This window comes from Bartonella sp. B1099, from assembly GCF_944801835.1.
GTDB lineage: Bacteria > Pseudomonadota > Alphaproteobacteria > Rhizobiales > Rhizobiaceae > Bartonella.
In genome coordinates this window covers 467,673-484,509 of record NZ_CALYLN010000002.1, presented here as the reverse complement: position 1 = coordinate 484,509, position 16,837 = coordinate 467,673, and the positions used below count along the sequence as shown (strand labels likewise).

Below are 16,837 nucleotides of genomic sequence, written 5' to 3'. Positions count from 1 at the left end.
ACTGAACATTTGTGTGTTTATTTTATTAATATCGCTTGTTGACTTAATCATTACCTATTAAAGACACTTGAGAAGATTAAATATCTTATCGTTATACAATTTTAAGAGTAATTGATATATTACTCTTTGTCACTGAAGATACCTGATTTTGTAAAAAAGGGGGAGATTATTATGTTTAAATGGACGCATAGTGAAGAAATTAGTACACAAGCAAGTGCAGAGCAGATTTGGTCTATGTGGGAGGACGTAGCAACATGGCCTTGCTGGGATCATGAACTTGAATGGGTAGAACTTTCTGGTGCTTTTAAAGAAGGCGCTGTAGGACGCATGAAACCTAAAAAAGGACCAATAGTAACTTTTACACTTGATAAAGTTATAAAAAATGTTTGTTTTTCTGATTATGCAAAACTTCCTCTTACACGCATGAGTTTTGATCATGAATATATTTGTTCAAGCAAATCTGGTTCTTCAAATAACAAAATTCGTCATACTGTAACGATGTCTGGTTTACTTTCTCCTTTCTTTGGAATGATTATTGGATCAAAAATTAAGTTACATCTTCGCGGTGCAATGATTGAAATGAGCAGACGCGCTCTTACTGAAAATAAAGCTATCTGATGTGTCTTCATAAAGAAGTTGATCTTAAAAAAGATACAGAAATTATAGCCTTGTTAGGATGAAATCAGTTATGAGTATATTACAAATCAATAAGCTTTTTAATTAGCCATTGAGAGCGTGTCAAATCATCTTACGGGATTAATTTTTCCCTAAAGATCTTATAAAAGTCATAAAATTTTATTTTTTATATAAAAACTTATAAGATGATTTTTTCATTGAAAATAAGAAAATTGTAGAAACTCTTTTCTGCTCTTGTGAAGTTTTAGCCAGTATTGTCATGGTATTTTACACTATTTATGGTTACAAGATTGTCATTTCATTACGAGAGAGCTTATAGAAGTTAAAGCAATATCCAAAAAGATAAATCATTTTCTTGATTCTTGTGCAGACATTAAAGAACGCTATAGGGATGAGGGAGGTTATTTGACACTTCAGAGAACAAAAGGCGTGTGTTTTAGGTTGTTTTATGCTTTTTGAATTTTTGAAGATTTTGGCTTAAATCTGAGTGTTATTGCTAAGTCTTCTATTGATTTACGAGGTTTTCTGTTGATCTGATTGTGAGTTGCAGATTTCGCTTTTAAAATGATAAGGGACCATGAGAAATCTTGAAACTAAAGAGATTTTACGACATATTACCACTTTTCATAAAGAAGCTAACAGGGAAGTGATTTAATGCATTAAAAGAAAAAGAATGCATAAGACGTGCGTAATTTTATGAATGAACACACAAGAGTTATATTCTGATTGGTATAAATTTGTCAGAGTGCGTATCAAGGTAAATAATAAAATATTTTAGGGAGTCTATGAATGACTGACAAGAACCAGATTGAGAAAGCGGCGTCGTTGATTGAAGCGGCAAGGCGTTCTGGGGCGGATGCTGCTGATGCTGTTATTGTTCATGCGCATTCTACCAGTGTATCTGTCCGTTTTGGGAAAGTCGAATCGACAGAAGCAGCGGAGAGCAATGATTTTACTCTAAGGGTTTTTGTTGGAAAAAAAGTAGCAAGTGTTTCTGCTAATTTAGCGTCTTATCCGCAAGAGCTTGCAGAACGTGCTGTTGCAATGGCTAAAGCTTCTCCCGATAGTTTATTTGAGGGTTTGGCAGATAAAGAGTGTTTGGTTAAGAATCCTAAAGATCTCGATCTTTTTGATGATTTTGTACCCAGCAGTCATTTTTTAACAGAGGATGCTTTAAAAACAGAAGCTGCAGCTCTTGATGTTAAAGGCGTAAGCAATTCTGGCGGCGCTGCAACAGCTTATGGCCGTAGTGGGTTTATTCTTGTGACCAGCGATGGTTTTTGTGGTGCCTATCGCTCCAGTTGCTTTTCACGTTCTTGCAGTGCTCTTGCGGGGGAAGGGACACAGATGGAGCGGGATTATGATTACACAACAGCCTTACATTTTTCTGATTTAGAGGATACAGAAACTGTGGGAAAGAATGCAGGGTTTGGTGCTGTTCGCCGTGTGGGAGCCGTTCGTGCAGCAACAGGAGGCGTTGATGTTATTTTTAGTCCGCGTACAGCGCGTGGAATTGCAGGGCATATCGCCTCTATGGTCAATGGAGCATCTGTAGCACGCAAAACAAGTCTTTTACAAAATTTCTTAGGCAAAACGGTAATGAAACAAGGCATTAATGTGACCGATCAGCCTTTGCGATTACGGGGAAATGCTTCTCATCCTTTTGATGGAGAAGGGATAGAGGGGCAAACACTCAATATTATTGAAAATGGTATTTTAAAAAACTGGCTTCTTTCATCATCCACAGCACGTGAATTGGGACTTCAAACAAATGGACACGGTATGCGTTCGGGGTCATTGGTGCAGCCGACAAGTACAAATTTTGCTATTGAACCGGGTTTAGTATCACCTTGCGATATGATAAAAGATTTAGGAAATGGATTTTATGTGACAGAATTATTCGGCCATGGCATTGATTTTGTTACCGGTCAGTATAGTCGGGGTGCTTCTGGTTTTTGGATTGAAAATGGTGAAATTGCTTATCCAGTGAGTGAAGTAACGCTGGGTTCTGATTTGCTTCATATGTTAGCACATTTAACACCAGCCAATGATATTGATCGGCGTTATAGTACAGCGGCTCCAACATTGTTAATTGAAGGGATGACACTTGCAGGAAAATAACACGCATCATTCTTCTGATTTAAATCTTTTGCGTGAGGTTTGTCGAGAGGCAGGAGATTTAGCAATGCGGTATTTTGGATGCACGTTGGATGTTTGGATGAAAGAGGGTAATTCACCGGTCAGTGAGGCAGACTTTGCTGTTGATCATTTTTTGAAAGAGAAACTTCTTGGAGCACGTCCAAATTATGGATGGATTTCAGAAGAAACAAAAGATAATAGAAAACAACAAAGTTATGAACGCTCCTTTGTGGTTGATCCTATTGATGGAACACGAGGTTTTCTTTCTGGCAATCCTTATTGGTGTATTTCAGTTGCCATTATTGAGAATGGGCGTCCTATTGTGGGTGTTCTACAATGTCCGGCTCAAGGAGATGTTTATGCAGCTGTCACGGGTGGAGGGGCGACATTAAATGGGATAAAACTTCCTCGTTTAGCCTTTCAGGTGCATCGAAAATATAAAATTTCGCTTGATAAATCGCTCGCACAAAAATTACCAAATGATTTTCTTAATCGAGTCAGTCTTTACCATTATCTTCCCTCTCTTGCTTATCGTATTGTTCTTGTTGCTCAAGACGAGATCGATATCGTGTTAGTTCGTCCGAATTGTCATGAATGGGATATTGCCGCGGCTGATCTTATTTTGCAGGAGTGTGGGGGATGCTTTTTATCGCTTGATGCTCCTTTACTATCTTATGGAATTGAACCTTATCAATATGGACTTTTAATTGCTGGTAAAAATAATTGCTGTCAAGATATGATAGATGTTGTTCGTCAAGCAAAGTTAGTTTAATCACATAAAAGCGCGCTAAAATTATCTGAATGATATGGAGGCACATATGACTGAAGCCAACGAAAAAAAACAATATTTACACCTTGTATTTGGTGGTGAATTAAAAAATCTTAAAAGTAATCAATTTAAGAATCCTGATGATTTAGATGTGGTTGGTATTTTCTCAAATTACCAATCCGCTAAAGAAGCATGGCAGGCAAAAGCACAAAGCAGTGTCGATAATGCATTACAACGTTATTACATCGTGGATTTGCATCAGTGTCTTGATACTGAAACAGACGATGCAGAGTAAAGCTTGAATATTTGGTCATTATATCCGCTATCTTACGCTCGTTTATCGTGCTCTCTCATAGGCATGCCCTTTAAGAAAAACAGAACGCCGTGGAATAAAATGCTATTATTGTTGTAAACTCATATAATTTCCTAAGGGAACCTTTCTCAAGGTGTCAAATCCATTTCATAATGGTGTTTGCGCAAGGAATAAAATCCGTTATTATATCACCATCTTTTATGCTTAAAAATATTAATAAAAATTCTTCTCTTACATCATTGTACACTTTGCGAGCTCAAACGATGAGAATAAATTTTAGCACTTGAGAGAGGGCATAAGAGGTATTAGTATGCCTTTTTCAGTATGTTTTTATCTACGCCCCTCTCCACCTGTCGTGCGTAAGCAAAAAGTTTTAATTGCTGCAACATAAGGTGGCTTTAAATAGAAGAATTTTACGATATTTAAAGATAAGTTACGCATTGGTGAATCATTATACATCAATATATTACCTGATTATACGAATAGAGTGTGGTTAAGTTTCTGGATTTGCCGTCAGAGTGAATAAAAGAGTTCAAAAAAGAGGCGATACATTTTAAAGTACCTTTGGTAAAATATAGCATTTACAGATGACAAGGTGGTTTGCGCAAGTTTTTATTGTGAAAGAAATGAGGTATATCTCTTTATTTATAAGATAGATTTAGATGAAAATTGCAAAGACACAAAGGCGCATATCATTCATTTGTTATTACTTTTTTTACACAAGTAGTATTGCCTTGGAGCTGTTTTGTTCTCAAATTGAGAAAGTTTTTGCTCTATTTTTTTTCTTGATTGTGCAAAGACAAATATGGAATTTATAAAACAGTGTAAGTGTAACATGATTGTGATTGGAATAGAATAATGTACAGCATATTACGTTCATATAAAAATTTGTGAGTATTATTAACGTTTGAAATGCCTTTAAATCTGAGAAAAAATATGGCTATAAATGTGCCTATTGCATATGGAAGAGTAAAGAAAGTTAGAAAAGAGACGTTGTATAGTCAATGGTTTATTTATTCTATTGTATTTTGTGTATATGCTATTCTTATAGGAAAATTAAAAAAGATGGGGATAAAATTACATTTTTTTTCCTTTAGCTTCTTCAATTTTCTCACAGGAGAAATGTTTTGTATCCAAGATATGGATAGTCTTAAGGATGTAAACCAAAGAGTGTTGATGAATTTTTTAACAAAATAAGCCTATAGATATCTCAAAACAGCTGGCTGAGGTGATGTTAAATGGTAGAATTAAAGGCACATGCGGCTCTTTTAACCTATCGGATGATTGGCTTTTGCTTATATCCTGTTATCCCTTTTTATTTGTTTTTTCGTGCTATCCGTGGAAAAGAAGAGTGGTGTCGCAAAAAAGAGCGTTTAGGTAAAAGCTCCCTTCTACGTCCTCAAGGTTCATTAGTTTGGTTGCATGCAGCAAGTGTGGGAGAAACACTTGCGCTTGTTCCACTTATTAATCATATTTTATCATTAGAAATAAATGTTTTATTGACAACGGGGACGGTGACATCTTCCTCTCTTGTGAGAAAACATTTTGGGAATCGGTTGATTCATCAATATGCGCCTTTGGACCTAGATTTTGTCGTGCGGCGATTTATTCATCATTGGAAGCCTGATCTCGTTTTGGTTTGTGAATCGGAAATTTGGCCTCTGCGTATTAAAGAGCTTGCCAAAATGCGTATTCCGCAGATTCTGGTTAATGCCCATATGTCTGAACGTTCTTTTAAAGCGTGGCAAAAACGGCGCGTTCTTGCCAAACATATTTTTGAGGATATTGATTTGGCGATTAGTCAGAACGAAAGAGATGTCGTTTATTACCATACACTTGGCGTAAAATCTGTTACGTTTTCTGGTAATCTCAAGGCTGATGTTTTTTTGGTTGAAGATCAAGCATTGCTTGCACGTTATCGTCATGCTATCGGCAACCGTCCAGTTTGGGCCGCGATTTCAACGCATGAAGGGGAAGAAGAGATCGCTTTTGAGGTTCATAAGATTGTTAAAAATTATTTACCAGATTTATTGACAATTATTGTACCTCGTCATCCTGAACGTGTAGAAGATCTTATCAAAAAATGTGACAATCAGAGTTTACGTTTTATGCGGAGAAGCAGAAATGCTATTCCAGATATGAATACCGACATTTTATGGGGAGATACGATTGGAGAAATGGGACTTTTTCTTCGTTTATCGAAAGTTTCTTTCGTTGGTAAGTCGTTATGTGGAAAGGGTGGTCATAATCCATTGGAATTGGCTTTGCTGGATTCTGCTATTTTAACGGGACCTCATGTTTCAAATTTTCAAGAGATGTTCGAACAATTTTTAACGCGTGATGCAGCATACATGGTTCAAGATACAAAACAGCTTGCGATTCAGGTGTATAAGCTTTTAACAAATGAAACATTGCGACAAGAAATGGTTGATAAGGCTCATGAGGTCGCAATGGGTATGGCAGGTGCACTTGAGCGCACATTAAAGATTTTAGATCCATTTTTACAACCTCTTGTCATACAAACAGGTTTACGTCAGCGTCAGGGTGGATATGCGTATTAATGCTCCCCGTTTTTGGTGGAAAAATAGAAGCCTTTTGCGTTTTTTATTAGCTCCAGTTTCATGGGGATATGGTTATTTTGCACATCGTTTTATGGCAAGACAGCCTCCCGTGATTGATCTTCCGGTTTTATGTATTGGAAATTTTACATGCGGTGGTACGGGTAAAACGCCAGTTGTCATTGCTTTTGCCAAAGTGGCTAAAGAACTTGGTTTTGTTCCTGGTGTTGTATCACGTGGTTATGGTGGAGATGTTAAAGGAGTGCATCTTGTAAATGAGAAATATGATACTGCACGCGATGTTGGAGATGAGGCTCTTTTATTGGCACGGCATGCTTTTGTTGCTGTATCGGCTAATCGTTATGCAGCAGCACAACGGTTGAAAAAAGAAGGATGTAATCTTATTTTAATGGATGATGGTTTTCAAAGCCGCCGCCTTTATATGGATTATGCGTTACTTGTTGTGGATGCGATGCGTGGTTTTGGGAATGGAGCTGTTTTTCCAGCAGGACCTTTACGTGTACCATTAAAAACGCAATTTTCTTTTATGGATAGTGTTTTATTGATTGGTCACTCAGATGCACGTGATAATGTTGCTTTTCTTGTTGCGGGTACTGGAAAGCCTTTACATCGTGCTCATCTTAAGGCAAGTGCTTCTGATGAGGTTTCGGGAAAATTGTTTTTGGCATTTGCAGGGATTGGCAATCCAGATAAATTTTTTCGATCCATTAAAGAATTGTCTGGTCATGTGGTGCAAACTTATACCTATCCAGATCACTATTTTTTCACCGATAAAAATTTAACAGATCTTATACAAAAAGCTCAAATGCACAATTTATGGCTAGCGACAACGGCTAAAGATTATATCCGTATACAGACAATTCATACGCAAAAAGATTTGAAAAATCTTATTGTTTTTGATGTAGAAGTCAATTTTCTTCAAAAAGATTTCTGTCATATGCTCCTTGAAGAGGTCATAACCCGCTTTAGAAAACGTTCCTGTGAATTTTCTTGTCAGAAAGGGAAAAGGTTAAATTTGTAGCTTTCGAGAGTCTATTTTTCTTTTGTTGTTAACAATTGCTTGAGATATGGATTGCATTCAAGTTCACGGTGATAGGAAATTTCACAACTAGCATATGCTTCTTGGCGATGATGATTCCAATATTTTAAATCATCTATAGGGATTTTTTGTCCGCTAACGGCACAAATAGTATAGGTTCCATATTCCACAATGTCATATCCATTATTAGAATAACGAACTTTTGCTTCGCGTTCACCATTGGAAAACATTTTAGTTCCTTTTTATTTGACAGTATTATTCAAAAAAGTGCCATAAGATATATTATAAAGTCGAGAGTTAATTTAAAAATATTTTTCTTATCAAAAGAGTTAAACGTTTATTTTCTGCCAAAAAGCCGTTCTATATCTGCTAATTTAAGTTCAATATAAGTAGGGCGTCCATGATTACACGTACTTGTATTGGGTGTTGCCTCCATTTGCCGTAACAGAGTGTTCATTTCTTCAGGGCGTAAAAGGCGCCCTGACCGTATTGAGCCGTGACAAGCCATTGTTGCTGCAACATAATCAAGCATTTCTTTTAAATTGTTTGTTGTATCATGCTCAGCGGCTTCATCGGCGAGATCTTTAATAAGGGCTTGCACGTTGATTTCTCCTAACATAGAAGGTGTCTCGCGTACAAGAATTGCTCCAGGTCCAAATGGTTCTATGCTCAATCCAAATTTTTGCAAAGCATCTTTGTGAGTTAAGAGGCATGTTGCATCCTCTTCAGAGAGTTCTACAATTTCAGGAATCAGTAATAATTGTGAAGGAAGAGGTTTGGTATAAAGGGCATTTTTAAGTGCTTCATAAACCAATCGTTCGTGCGCAGCATGTTGATCGACAATGATCAAACTATCTTGAGTTTGGGCGATAATATAGTTTTTATGGATTTGAGCTCTGGCCGCACCTAGAGGATAAGATAAGTCTTCTGATGAAGGTATAGTGCTTGGGTAGGTCGCACCACTTGGTGTATTTAAGCCCTCTATAATAGGCGTGGCATCTTCTTTTAAACCAAAAGAGCTGGTACTATCCAATGGTTTGTGAACCATTGAAGCGGCGGCAAAATGATGAGACTGCGAGCTATAAGAAGAGGATTGGTGAGCATTTTTTAAATTGCCCAATGGTTGTTGTGCCAAAGGTTTTTGTGTTTGAAAAGCCGCAAGCATTGCTTCAGAACGGGTTGAAGTAGGGCGAATACCAGATTGCTGCAATGCTTCACGAATTGCTCCAACGATTAAACCACGAATTAATCCTGGATCACGGAATCGGACATCAGCTTTGGCTGGATGGACATTAACATCGACCTCAGCAGGAGGAAGATCAATAAAAAGAATAGCGACAGGATAACGATCCCGTGTCATGACATCAGCATAAGCGCCTCGAATTGCACCCCATAGAAATTTATCACGCACCGGACGTCCATTAACATAAGCAAATTGATGAAGGCTGTTATTTCGGTTGAAAGATGGCAAACAAGCAAACCCCGTTAAGCGCACGGATTCGCGTTCAGCATTCAGTGCAATGCTGTTAGGGGCAAATTCTTTTCCCATAATTTGGGTAATACGTTGTAATTGTCCTTGAGTATTATTTTCTGTCGCAGACAGTTCCATAGATGTTCTGTCTAGTCCTGAAAGAGAAAAGCGGATATGTGGAAATGCGATAGCAATTCGCTTAATCATATCACTAATAGCATTTGTTTCAGCTCGATCAGTTTTCATAAATTTTAACCGTGCTGGCGTGACAAAGAAAAGGTCTCGAACTTCAACAATTGTTCCCAAATTTGCAGCAGCTGGTTTGGGTCCTACAATTTTTCCTGCAGTAACGGAAATTTCAGCAGCACTCTCAGCCTCTTTTGTCCGTGAAATGAGTTTAAGTTTAGCAACAGAACCAATAGAAGGGAGGGCTTCTCCTCTAAACCCGAGGAAGCAGATATTGTGTACGTCATCGGTAATCTTTGAGGTACAATGGCGAGAAACGGCTAAAGTTAACTGATCAGCAGGAATCCCACAACCATTATCACTTACCTTTATAAAATTTTTTCCACCATTTGCTGTCATAATTTCAATGCGTGTTGCACCAGCATCGATAGCATTTTCAACAAGTTCTTTGACAACATTTGCCGGCCGTTCAATAACTTCACCAGCGGCGATTTGGTTAATAATATTTTCGCTAAGATGGCGTATAATCATATAAATTCTAACAGGACTCTTAAGGGGGTTATAGAAAATTATGATAACATCATTTGTGTAACATTCAAGAATGAGAAGGTATAAGAGGTATTTTTTCTAAACGCTTCTTATTTTTTCGAGAGCATATTATACTAAATGTTTTTCATTGTTCGAAATATCAACAAATTACTTGGAAAAAATAGAAAAAATAATTTTTATCATCTTAAAATAACTTGCACCAATTTATCATCTAGGTCAAAAAAAAATAGTGTAAAAAGGGAAGGCAACATATATGGCGCGTCTAAGCGGTATTTTAGCAGATAGTGATATACAAGCTTTGATTGATAATAACTTTCTGAAAGCTCTGTATCCGTTTAATAGATCTCAAATACAACCAGCAAGCCTTGATCTTCGTTTAGGGGAGAAAGCTTATCGTATACGTGCTTCCTTTATGCCGGGACTTGAGACAAAAGTTTTGGATAAGCTTGAGCGGTTAAAGTTGCATGAGTTTGATTTACGAGATGGTGCTGTTTTGGAAACGGGGTGTGTTTATATTGTTCCGCTTTTGGAAAATTTGGCCTTACCAGAATTTTTATCGGCTATTGCCAATCCCAAAAGCTCTACGGGACGATTAGATATTTTTACACGGGTCATTACAGATAATGCTCAAGAGTTTGATAAAATTTGTGCTGGTTATCATGGTCCGCTTTATCTGGAAATTAGCCCACGAACATTTCCGATTTTGGTGCGTACTGGCTCGCATTTATCACAGCTTCGATTTAGAAAAGGGCAAAGTTATTTAAATGAAACTGAGCTGCATGCTTTGCAAAGGCAAGAAACGCTGATATCGGATGATCATCCTAATATTAGCACTGGTGGTATTGGGCTTTCCATTAATTTAAAAGGAGATAAAAATGGGCTTATAGGTTATCGTGGTAAACATCATACAAGTATTATTGATATTGATAAACGTGCTTCTGCCCACGTTTTAGATTTTTGGGAGCCTCTTTTTGATCGTGGTCAAAGGGAGTTGGTTCTTGATCCTGATGAGTTTTATATTTTAGTTTCACGAGAGTGCGTTCATGTGCCTCCGCTTTATGCCGCAGAAATGACTCCTTTTGATCCTTTAGTAGGTGAGTTTAGGGTGCATTATGCAGGCTTTTTTGATCCAGGATTTGGGCATATGGAAGCGTGTGGTAAAGGGGCAAGAGCGGTTTTAGAAGTGCGCAGCCATGAAGTTCCTTTTATCTTAGAGCATGGCCAAATTATTGGCCGTTTGGTTTATGAGCATATGCTTAATCGACCAACAACCCTTTATGGGCATGATGTCGGGTCACATTATCAAGCACAGGGTTTAAAATTATCCAAGCATTTTAAATGAGCTAAAAACTACGAGTTTTGATAAAGTATATGCAGAAAATATCTCTTAAGTAGGAAAATTTTGTTTCTCACAAAATGGACTCCCTGCATTCTATTGTCAGTTTTAAAAGTTTTGACTGTCCTTGCATTTTAGAGGATATGAGAGGGATTTTTACTTCTTTTTTAAGCGTTTTTATCCATATGAGCTCTGTTTATCATGAGCAAAAGAATAGTTCCAATTGTTTCATCGTAAAAAGATCTAAAGAGTTTTACTGTATTCAATTCTTATTTCAATAAGTCATTGCATATGCATTATGATAATAAATCAACAAGTTAATAAAACTCGATATAACAATGACGTATTTGATTTTCAAAACAAATATGCAAAACTTAGATGCTGCTATAAATTTCATTGTTCTAGAGCTTAAATACCTAGTATATTTTATTCTCTATAAAATTCATCATTCAGAGCCAATAAATACTTTTTTCATCTTTTGGGGGGATTATAGTTTATCCTACATGATAAGAGACTCTCTATTCTTATAAAAAATAGTGTAAATAAACTTTTAAGGGAGAGATAACTTTGAATTACAATGAACAAGCTGGCGGCGCAATAGCTTTCAAAGAGGCATCTGTTTACAGTAAAGTTTAGCACTTCAATTGTAGATGAAGGATGTATAAAAGTATGAATAATAGGTTATTGATCCTCCTCCATACTGTGAGGTTTTAAATTTGGAAAAGAAAAAAAAGACGTTGTTTTTATCAATGAGTTTTTTAGAAAGTTGCAATTCCTGTTCCCTCTATCTATTCAGTCGAGCGTTTGGGGAGGGTATCAAATAGGAGATACAGAGGGGGCTCTTATGCATTTTAGGATATCTTCTCTTTTCATTTAGAAACAATGGTGCCATCAATGATTATTTCTTCAACATTTGATTATCGTAAGGCAGCAAAGCGTCGTCTTCCTCCCTTTCTTTTTCACTATATTGATGGTGGGGCTTATGCTGAAGAAACATTGCGACGTAATTGTAGCGATCTTCAAGCACTTGCACTGCGTCAAAGGATTTTAAGGCAAGTTGGTGGTGTTGATCTTTCAATAAAGCTTTTTGATCAGACACTTGATTTACCAATTGTTCTTGCCCCTGTTGGGCTAACAGGCATGTATGCACGCCGTGGTGAAGTACAAGCTGCGCGTGCAGCCGTTTCAAAAGGGATTCCTTTTACTCTATCTTCTGTTTCAGTTTGTCCTATTGCAGAAGTGCAAGAAGCAGTTGGAGATTCTTTTTGGTTTCAACTTTATGTTCTCAAAGATCGCGGTTTCATGCGTGATGCATTAGAGCGCGCTTGGTTAGCAGGTGTACGCACGTTGATTTTTACAGTTGATATGCCGGTTCCAGGGGCACGTTACCGTGATGCGCATTCAGGGATGTCTGGTCCTTATGCTGGGGTACGCCGTTTTTTACAAGCTTTTATGCATCCACATTGGGCTTGGAACGTTGGTGTTATGGGGCGCCCGCATGATCTTGGAAATGTTTCTACCTATCTCAAAAAGAAAATTGCACTGGATGATTATGTTGGTTGGCTTGGTGCAAATTTTGATCCATCAATTGGTTGGTATGATTTACAATGGATTCGCGATTTTTGGAAAGGAAAAATGATTCTGAAAGGTATTCTTGATCCAGAAGATGCGCGAGAAGCAGTACAATTTGGTGCTGATGGCATTGTTATTTCCAATCATGGCGGACGTCAGCTTGATGGTGTCTTATCAACGGCGCGGGCGTTGCCTGCAATTGCAGATGCTGTAAAGAGTGATCTAGTTATTTTAGTGGATTCTGGTGTGCGTTCTGGTCTTGATGTTGTACGCATGATCGCACAAGGCGCAGATGTTGTTATGATTGGTCGTGCTTTTGTTTATGCGCTTGCTGCAGCAGGTGAGAAAGGTGTTACTCACCTGCTTGATCTTTTTGCCAATGAAATGCGGGTAGCTATGACATTGACAGGTGCTCAGACAATCAAAGAGATTACACACAAAAGTTTAGTGAATACAGATGTTTTTAAGCAATGAAAGTTATTTTTTATACTGCTTTTAGAAAAAGAAAGCTTTTTTTTATAGAAGAGCATCATTGTATATTTTACAGATATGTTGACAGTTAACGTTGAAGAAAAAGATTAAAAATCTCTTCTATAAAATGGCAATAAATACCCACTAACTATAATAATAGTAAAAAAAATCTTACTAACAATCAAAGCAGAAAAAGTACAAATAACACTTCATAAACCTGTTATTCACTTTGTTAAAACGCGTTCTAAGGATAAAAAGGAACAAGCGCTGTGAGCAAAGGCATAACAGCTGTTGACATAGAAAAAATAGATATAAATAATGCTGTGAGCATTTTTCCTCTCCTATTTATAAAAAATATAATATATTAATCATGTTTTTAATATTCAATTAATACATATAATAGTATATAACTAATTTTATTTAAAAAATCAATATGTATTATTAATATATATAAATTATAATAAAAGATTGAGATATATTCTATAATATCTATAGTATTTATGCTAATTTTAATGAATAATATATTATATGGGTATGGTATTGTTTTTTATAGAGTATATTTTTAAATAATAAAAATACAGTATAGTATATTAAAAAAAAACGCTTTCATTAGAAAGCAAGACAACGCGATTTAATGTGCTTATCAGTCTCTTTTTTTGCATCCTCAATGATTTATAAGGATTTTAAACTGGACGAGCATATTAAGATGCAGTTTCATGTTTTTTGTATCTTATATCATTGCTAATACAGTTTTTTTTATATCTTCTCGACTTATTTTATAACTTGCCAAGACAATCCCATTGGCTTCCATTATAGATTGGCTCATCCGGTATTCATAACGATATAAATTTACATGCAGTGCTATATTTCATAAGTAATTTTGCAATTGCTTCTTCAAGTCCCCCATTCATGTTATGCTTTTCACAAACAACAATAAATTTGTGAGATTTACAGAGTTCTAATATAGATGCATCATCTAAAGGTTGGATTGTGGATACACTAACAACTGTTGGGATAATTTCATATTTTTGAAGTGCTTCAGCCGCATTAAGATAAATCTAGACGATTTTTCCAGTGGCAAATAGGAGAATATCTTTTCCCTTTTTGATAACAGAAGCTTTGCTGATATCGATGTTTGGAGTACTCTTATGAATATTTATAACAGGGTGCTTTCCTAGGAGTATAGGGCATAGGATTGCTTAATGTCGAGAGAATTGTGGCTTTTGTTTCTTTATTATCTGTAGAAGCAATAATACGTATGTTAGGAATGGTGCGAAACGAAGCAAAATCGAAAATGGCATGATGGGTTATTTCCAGGATCCATAGCGAATACCTGCACTAATATCAATTAATAGAACAGGATTTTCACAATAAGCAGGCATCTACCTTTATTTATTAAGGGCACGTGTTATCAAAAAATAAGCCCGCAAAACAACCAAGAACTTTTTTCACATGAAGTAAGACCAGCAGCAATACCTACCAAATTTTATTCAGTACTTCCAACTTCTATAATACATGTCGGATAAAGTTTTGCGAATTGAGCAATCTTTTCAGATATTCGTGAAGCCGCCATTTGTCTTTCGAGAACAAACTATTTTAAAACAGCAAAGCAATACTTTTAAAGAAATTGTGCAGACGGCTTTTGAAAGCAAAAAAGCAGAGTAAAAAAAATGAAGGCAAAAATGGACGTTGGTTTTCTCCACTGAAATTGCATGTTATTCCAAACATAGAGAGCTTACCTATAGAAAAATTAACAGCCAATATTATTCGCAATATTCTTGCGCCGCTTTAGCATAAAAAGCAGATACAATGCGAAAGTATTTACTTTATCTGCAAGAACATTACAGTAAAAAGCTGAAACAACTTCATTAATACCCCTAAAAAGCTAATATCTCTGTATAGTTTTGTGGATTTATTTTCTTAAATATGGACAAATCTCTAAAAATAATTTTTGCTGAAGACAACCCTTTTTTATATCATCAGATCTTTGAAAGGCAATAAAAGGGCAATCTACAAAATCCTTTCTTCTCTTGTTTGGTTAGGATAACAAGAACAACCCTAAAATATCTCAATACACCCAATCATTTTACGGAAATATACCCAGCTAAATCCTTTGATTTTAAGTCAAGCACTCGCTTGCCGCTCCAATAAAATCAAGTAGACCATCAAAATGTTTTAACCCTTTAAGTGTTTCTGCTTTTAATTTGAATGGATTCATCTCTTTCAATTTTTTTCATTGGTTATTATTTCAGATAAATCGTATTTTTATTACTTCACTTTTCGTGTATGTTTCCACCCACATACACGCTCACCTTGTTCGTTATGTTTGAGAATCTCTCTTGCCAAATTTGGGCTAATGACATTGATGTCTTGTCGATTCAAATAAATTGGCAGCCATCCAATACAAGAAGTCCGTTCATTCGTCGCGCATCCAGTTAGAAAGCTTATTGCGCACATCAGCATCACTTTTCTTGTTAATTTCATTTTCTACCTCAAGCCGTGTTTTTGCTGTATTAAAAGCTTCCTTTGTTTGTTTTTGCTTCTCAACTCTTTTCCCAAGGAAAAAGGCTTTCACCAAAGCTATAAAAAAAGCTGCTATGATTGCTGACGTTGTTGTCAGATATTTTTTTATCCATAAGATCATAGACGGTGTTCCTGAAAACGTTTAGCAATATATATCATCGCTGTACAAGCAGCTAAAACCATAATGCCTGCTAAAGCCCATTGGACAGGACCATTTCCTGCAAAAAGTCCTCCAAGCCCTGAAAAAGAGCCTATAATTGGTGCAAGAGCTTCTATTTTGCAAATCCCCGTTACGCCTTCTGATTCTACAACATGATAATTAGGCGCAACACGAGCTCCTTTCGCCCATAACCCCGATTCGGCTGCTCGACGATTGACAAGACCTTGGATACGTTTTCCGCCTACTCTTGTCCATTTTTGCAATTCAGTTGGTACCGCTTCATATTCACCGTTATTGAGCTTTTTTAAAAGTGTAGATTTGCAAAAAGCCGTTATTCCTACATTATAGGAAAATGATACTAAAGCTGCGAATTGTTCATCACTTAAAGGAACGGTGACAGCCTTTTCAACAGCAGCTTCACACTCTTTCAAGTCCTGACAAAGGATTTTTTCAGCTTCTTTTTCCGTAATTTGCATGCCTTTATGGACGCTTGGGGCGCCAGCTGCACTTGTATGCCCATAACCAATTGTCCATATTCCACCAGAATCCTCATAGGCCTTTAAACGTAAACCCTCCCATTGCTTAATCAATGCAAGCCCTTCTGTTGATATTTTTCGCATTATTCTTAATCCTATAAAAAACCTACACAAAGCAGGACATAAATTCAAAACTTACATCTACTCAATTTTAAAGCACGAAACAGTGAAAGGGTTTAATTGATATAAAACCACCTTAATGAACTTTACTAAAACCCATATCATTTTTATTAGAGAAAAAGTTATATTAAATAATATTCATTTTATAGCAATTAACGTTCTCTTGAGCCTAAATACAACAATTCTTGATCAATCAATTTATAAATTTATAATCAGATATTTCACCTATAAATACAATTAATCTAGAATGATTTAGAGAAAATCTATTTGAAATATTTCAATACTTTTAGAGAAGAAAAGATCTTTTCAAGAAAAAGTAAGAAATATAATAATGAACAAAATAATAGGCATTTATTCTCAAATAATTCCATAATACATAACTTACACTATATAAAATTTTATAAAACAAAAAGAGATATTACAATTAAACATTACCAT

13 protein-coding genes and 1 pseudogene are annotated in these 16,837 nt (G+C 36.2%); 9 read left to right on the top strand and 5 right to left on the bottom strand.

Translation table 11 applies throughout. From position 1 onward, the window contains the following. Positions 1-171 precede the first annotated feature (171 nt). The 6 genes from NNJ73_RS08550 (at position 172) to lpxK (ending at position 7,457) form a co-directional block, all read left to right on the top strand. Positions 172-618, top strand: a complete 447-nt coding sequence (locus tag NNJ73_RS08550) for a hypothetical protein (protein WP_254493673.1) — start codon at positions 172-174, stop codon at positions 616-618. An 807-nt stretch (positions 619-1,425) separates the two neighbouring features. Next, positions 1,426-2,757, top strand: a complete 1,332-nt coding sequence (locus NNJ73_RS08545) for a TldD/PmbA family protein (protein ID WP_254493672.1) — start codon at positions 1,426-1,428, stop codon at positions 2,755-2,757. Beyond that, a complete protein-coding gene (locus NNJ73_RS08540) occupies positions 2,744-3,547 on the top strand; it encodes a 3'(2'),5'-bisphosphate nucleotidase CysQ (protein ID WP_254493671.1) in 804 nt (267 codons plus the stop codon). Before NNJ73_RS08545 ends, NNJ73_RS08540 begins: the two co-directional genes overlap by 14 nt. A 46-nt stretch (positions 3,548-3,593) precedes the next feature. After that, positions 3,594-3,839, top strand: a complete 246-nt coding sequence (locus NNJ73_RS08535; RefSeq protein WP_254473323.1) for a DUF4170 domain-containing protein — start codon at positions 3,594-3,596, stop codon at positions 3,837-3,839. 1,256 nt (positions 3,840-5,095) lie between these two features. Continuing rightward, positions 5,096-6,418 (top strand): lipid IV(A) 3-deoxy-D-manno-octulosonic acid transferase, encoded by a 1,323-nt coding sequence (waaA, locus tag NNJ73_RS08530; protein WP_254493670.1) that lies wholly within the window; start codon positions 5,096-5,098, stop codon positions 6,416-6,418. Continuing rightward, positions 6,408-7,457 (top strand): tetraacyldisaccharide 4'-kinase, encoded by a 1,050-nt coding sequence (gene lpxK, locus NNJ73_RS08525; RefSeq protein ID WP_254493669.1) that lies wholly within the window; start codon positions 6,408-6,410, stop codon positions 7,455-7,457. The genes waaA and lpxK overlap by 11 nt, the downstream gene beginning before the upstream one ends. An 11-nt stretch (positions 7,458-7,468) precedes the next feature. Here lpxK and NNJ73_RS08520 read toward each other — a convergent pair whose 3' ends face one another. Next, a complete protein-coding gene (locus NNJ73_RS08520) occupies positions 7,469-7,705 on the bottom strand; it encodes a DUF2093 domain-containing protein (protein WP_254493668.1) in 237 nt (78 codons plus the stop codon). Between the two features lie 107 nt (positions 7,706-7,812). Continuing rightward, complete coding sequence (gene mutL / locus NNJ73_RS08515) at positions 7,813-9,663, bottom strand: DNA mismatch repair endonuclease MutL (protein ID WP_254493667.1); 1,851 nt, start codon at positions 9,661-9,663, stop codon at positions 7,813-7,815. Between the two features lie 271 nt (positions 9,664-9,934). Between mutL and NNJ73_RS08510 the strand changes: the two genes are divergently transcribed. After that, a complete protein-coding gene (locus NNJ73_RS08510; protein WP_254493666.1) occupies positions 9,935-11,023 on the top strand; it encodes a 2'-deoxycytidine 5'-triphosphate deaminase in 1,089 nt (362 codons plus the stop codon). A gap of 888 nt (positions 11,024-11,911) precedes the next feature. Continuing rightward, positions 11,912-13,063: an FMN-dependent L-lactate dehydrogenase LldD gene (gene lldD / locus NNJ73_RS08505; protein WP_254493665.1), complete on the top strand. Its 1,152-nt coding sequence runs from the start codon at positions 11,912-11,914 to the stop codon at positions 13,061-13,063. A gap of 830 nt (positions 13,064-13,893) precedes the next feature. Here the strand turns inward: lldD and NNJ73_RS08500 are convergent. Beyond that, positions 13,894-14,076 carry a transketolase C-terminal domain-containing protein gene (locus NNJ73_RS08500; protein WP_254493702.1) on the bottom strand — a complete coding sequence of 61 codons (183 nt, stop codon included), beginning with the start codon at positions 14,074-14,076 and terminating at the stop codon, positions 13,894-13,896. A 553-nt stretch (positions 14,077-14,629) separates the two neighbouring features. On the opposite strand from NNJ73_RS08500, the pseudogene NNJ73_RS08495 reads away from it, so the two are divergent. Then, positions 14,630-14,849 (top strand): annotated as a pseudogene (locus NNJ73_RS08495) (integrase); the annotation flags it as partial. A gap of 627 nt (positions 14,850-15,476) precedes the next feature. Here NNJ73_RS08495 and NNJ73_RS08485 read toward each other — a convergent pair. Both NNJ73_RS08485 and NNJ73_RS08480 read right to left on the bottom strand, forming a co-directional pair. Next, complete coding sequence (locus NNJ73_RS08485) at positions 15,477-15,704, bottom strand: hypothetical protein (protein ID WP_120100521.1); 228 nt, start codon at positions 15,702-15,704, stop codon at positions 15,477-15,479. Continuing rightward, positions 15,701-16,363: a lysozyme gene (locus NNJ73_RS08480; protein WP_254493663.1), complete on the bottom strand. Its 663-nt coding sequence runs from the start codon at positions 16,361-16,363 to the stop codon at positions 15,701-15,703. Before NNJ73_RS08480 ends, NNJ73_RS08485 begins: the two co-directional genes overlap by 4 nt. Positions 16,364-16,837 lie beyond the last annotated feature (474 nt).

What these genes read in the sequence shown, in the direction of transcription:
- NNJ73_RS08550 (WP_254493673.1), top strand. Translation starts at nt 172, where the DNA reads ATGTTTAAATGGACGCATAGTGAAGAAATTAGTACACAAGCAAGTGCA.
- NNJ73_RS08545 (WP_254493672.1), top strand. Translation starts at nt 1,426, where the DNA reads ATGACTGACAAGAACCAGATTGAGAAAGCGGCGTCGTTGATTGAAGCG.
- NNJ73_RS08535 (WP_254473323.1), top strand. Translation starts at nt 3,594, where the DNA reads ATGACTGAAGCCAACGAAAAAAAACAATATTTACACCTTGTATTTGGT.
- waaA (WP_254493670.1), top strand. Translation starts at nt 5,096, where the DNA reads ATGGTAGAATTAAAGGCACATGCGGCTCTTTTAACCTATCGGATGATT.
- lpxK (WP_254493669.1), top strand. Translation starts at nt 6,408, where the DNA reads ATGCGTATTAATGCTCCCCGTTTTTGGTGGAAAAATAGAAGCCTTTTG.
- NNJ73_RS08520 (WP_254493668.1), bottom strand. Translation starts at nt 7,705, where the DNA reads ATGTTTTCCAATGGTGAACGCGAAGCAAAAGTTCGTTATTCTAATAAT.
- mutL (WP_254493667.1), bottom strand. Translation starts at nt 9,663, where the DNA reads ATGATTATACGCCATCTTAGCGAAAATATTATTAACCAAATCGCCGCT.
- NNJ73_RS08510 (WP_254493666.1), top strand. Translation starts at nt 9,935, where the DNA reads ATGGCGCGTCTAAGCGGTATTTTAGCAGATAGTGATATACAAGCTTTG.
- lldD (WP_254493665.1), top strand. Translation starts at nt 11,912, where the DNA reads ATGATTATTTCTTCAACATTTGATTATCGTAAGGCAGCAAAGCGTCGT.
- NNJ73_RS08485 (WP_120100521.1), bottom strand. Translation starts at nt 15,704, where the DNA reads ATGATCTTATGGATAAAAAAATATCTGACAACAACGTCAGCAATCATA.
- NNJ73_RS08480 (WP_254493663.1), bottom strand. Translation starts at nt 16,363, where the DNA reads ATGCGAAAAATATCAACAGAAGGGCTTGCATTGATTAAGCAATGGGAG.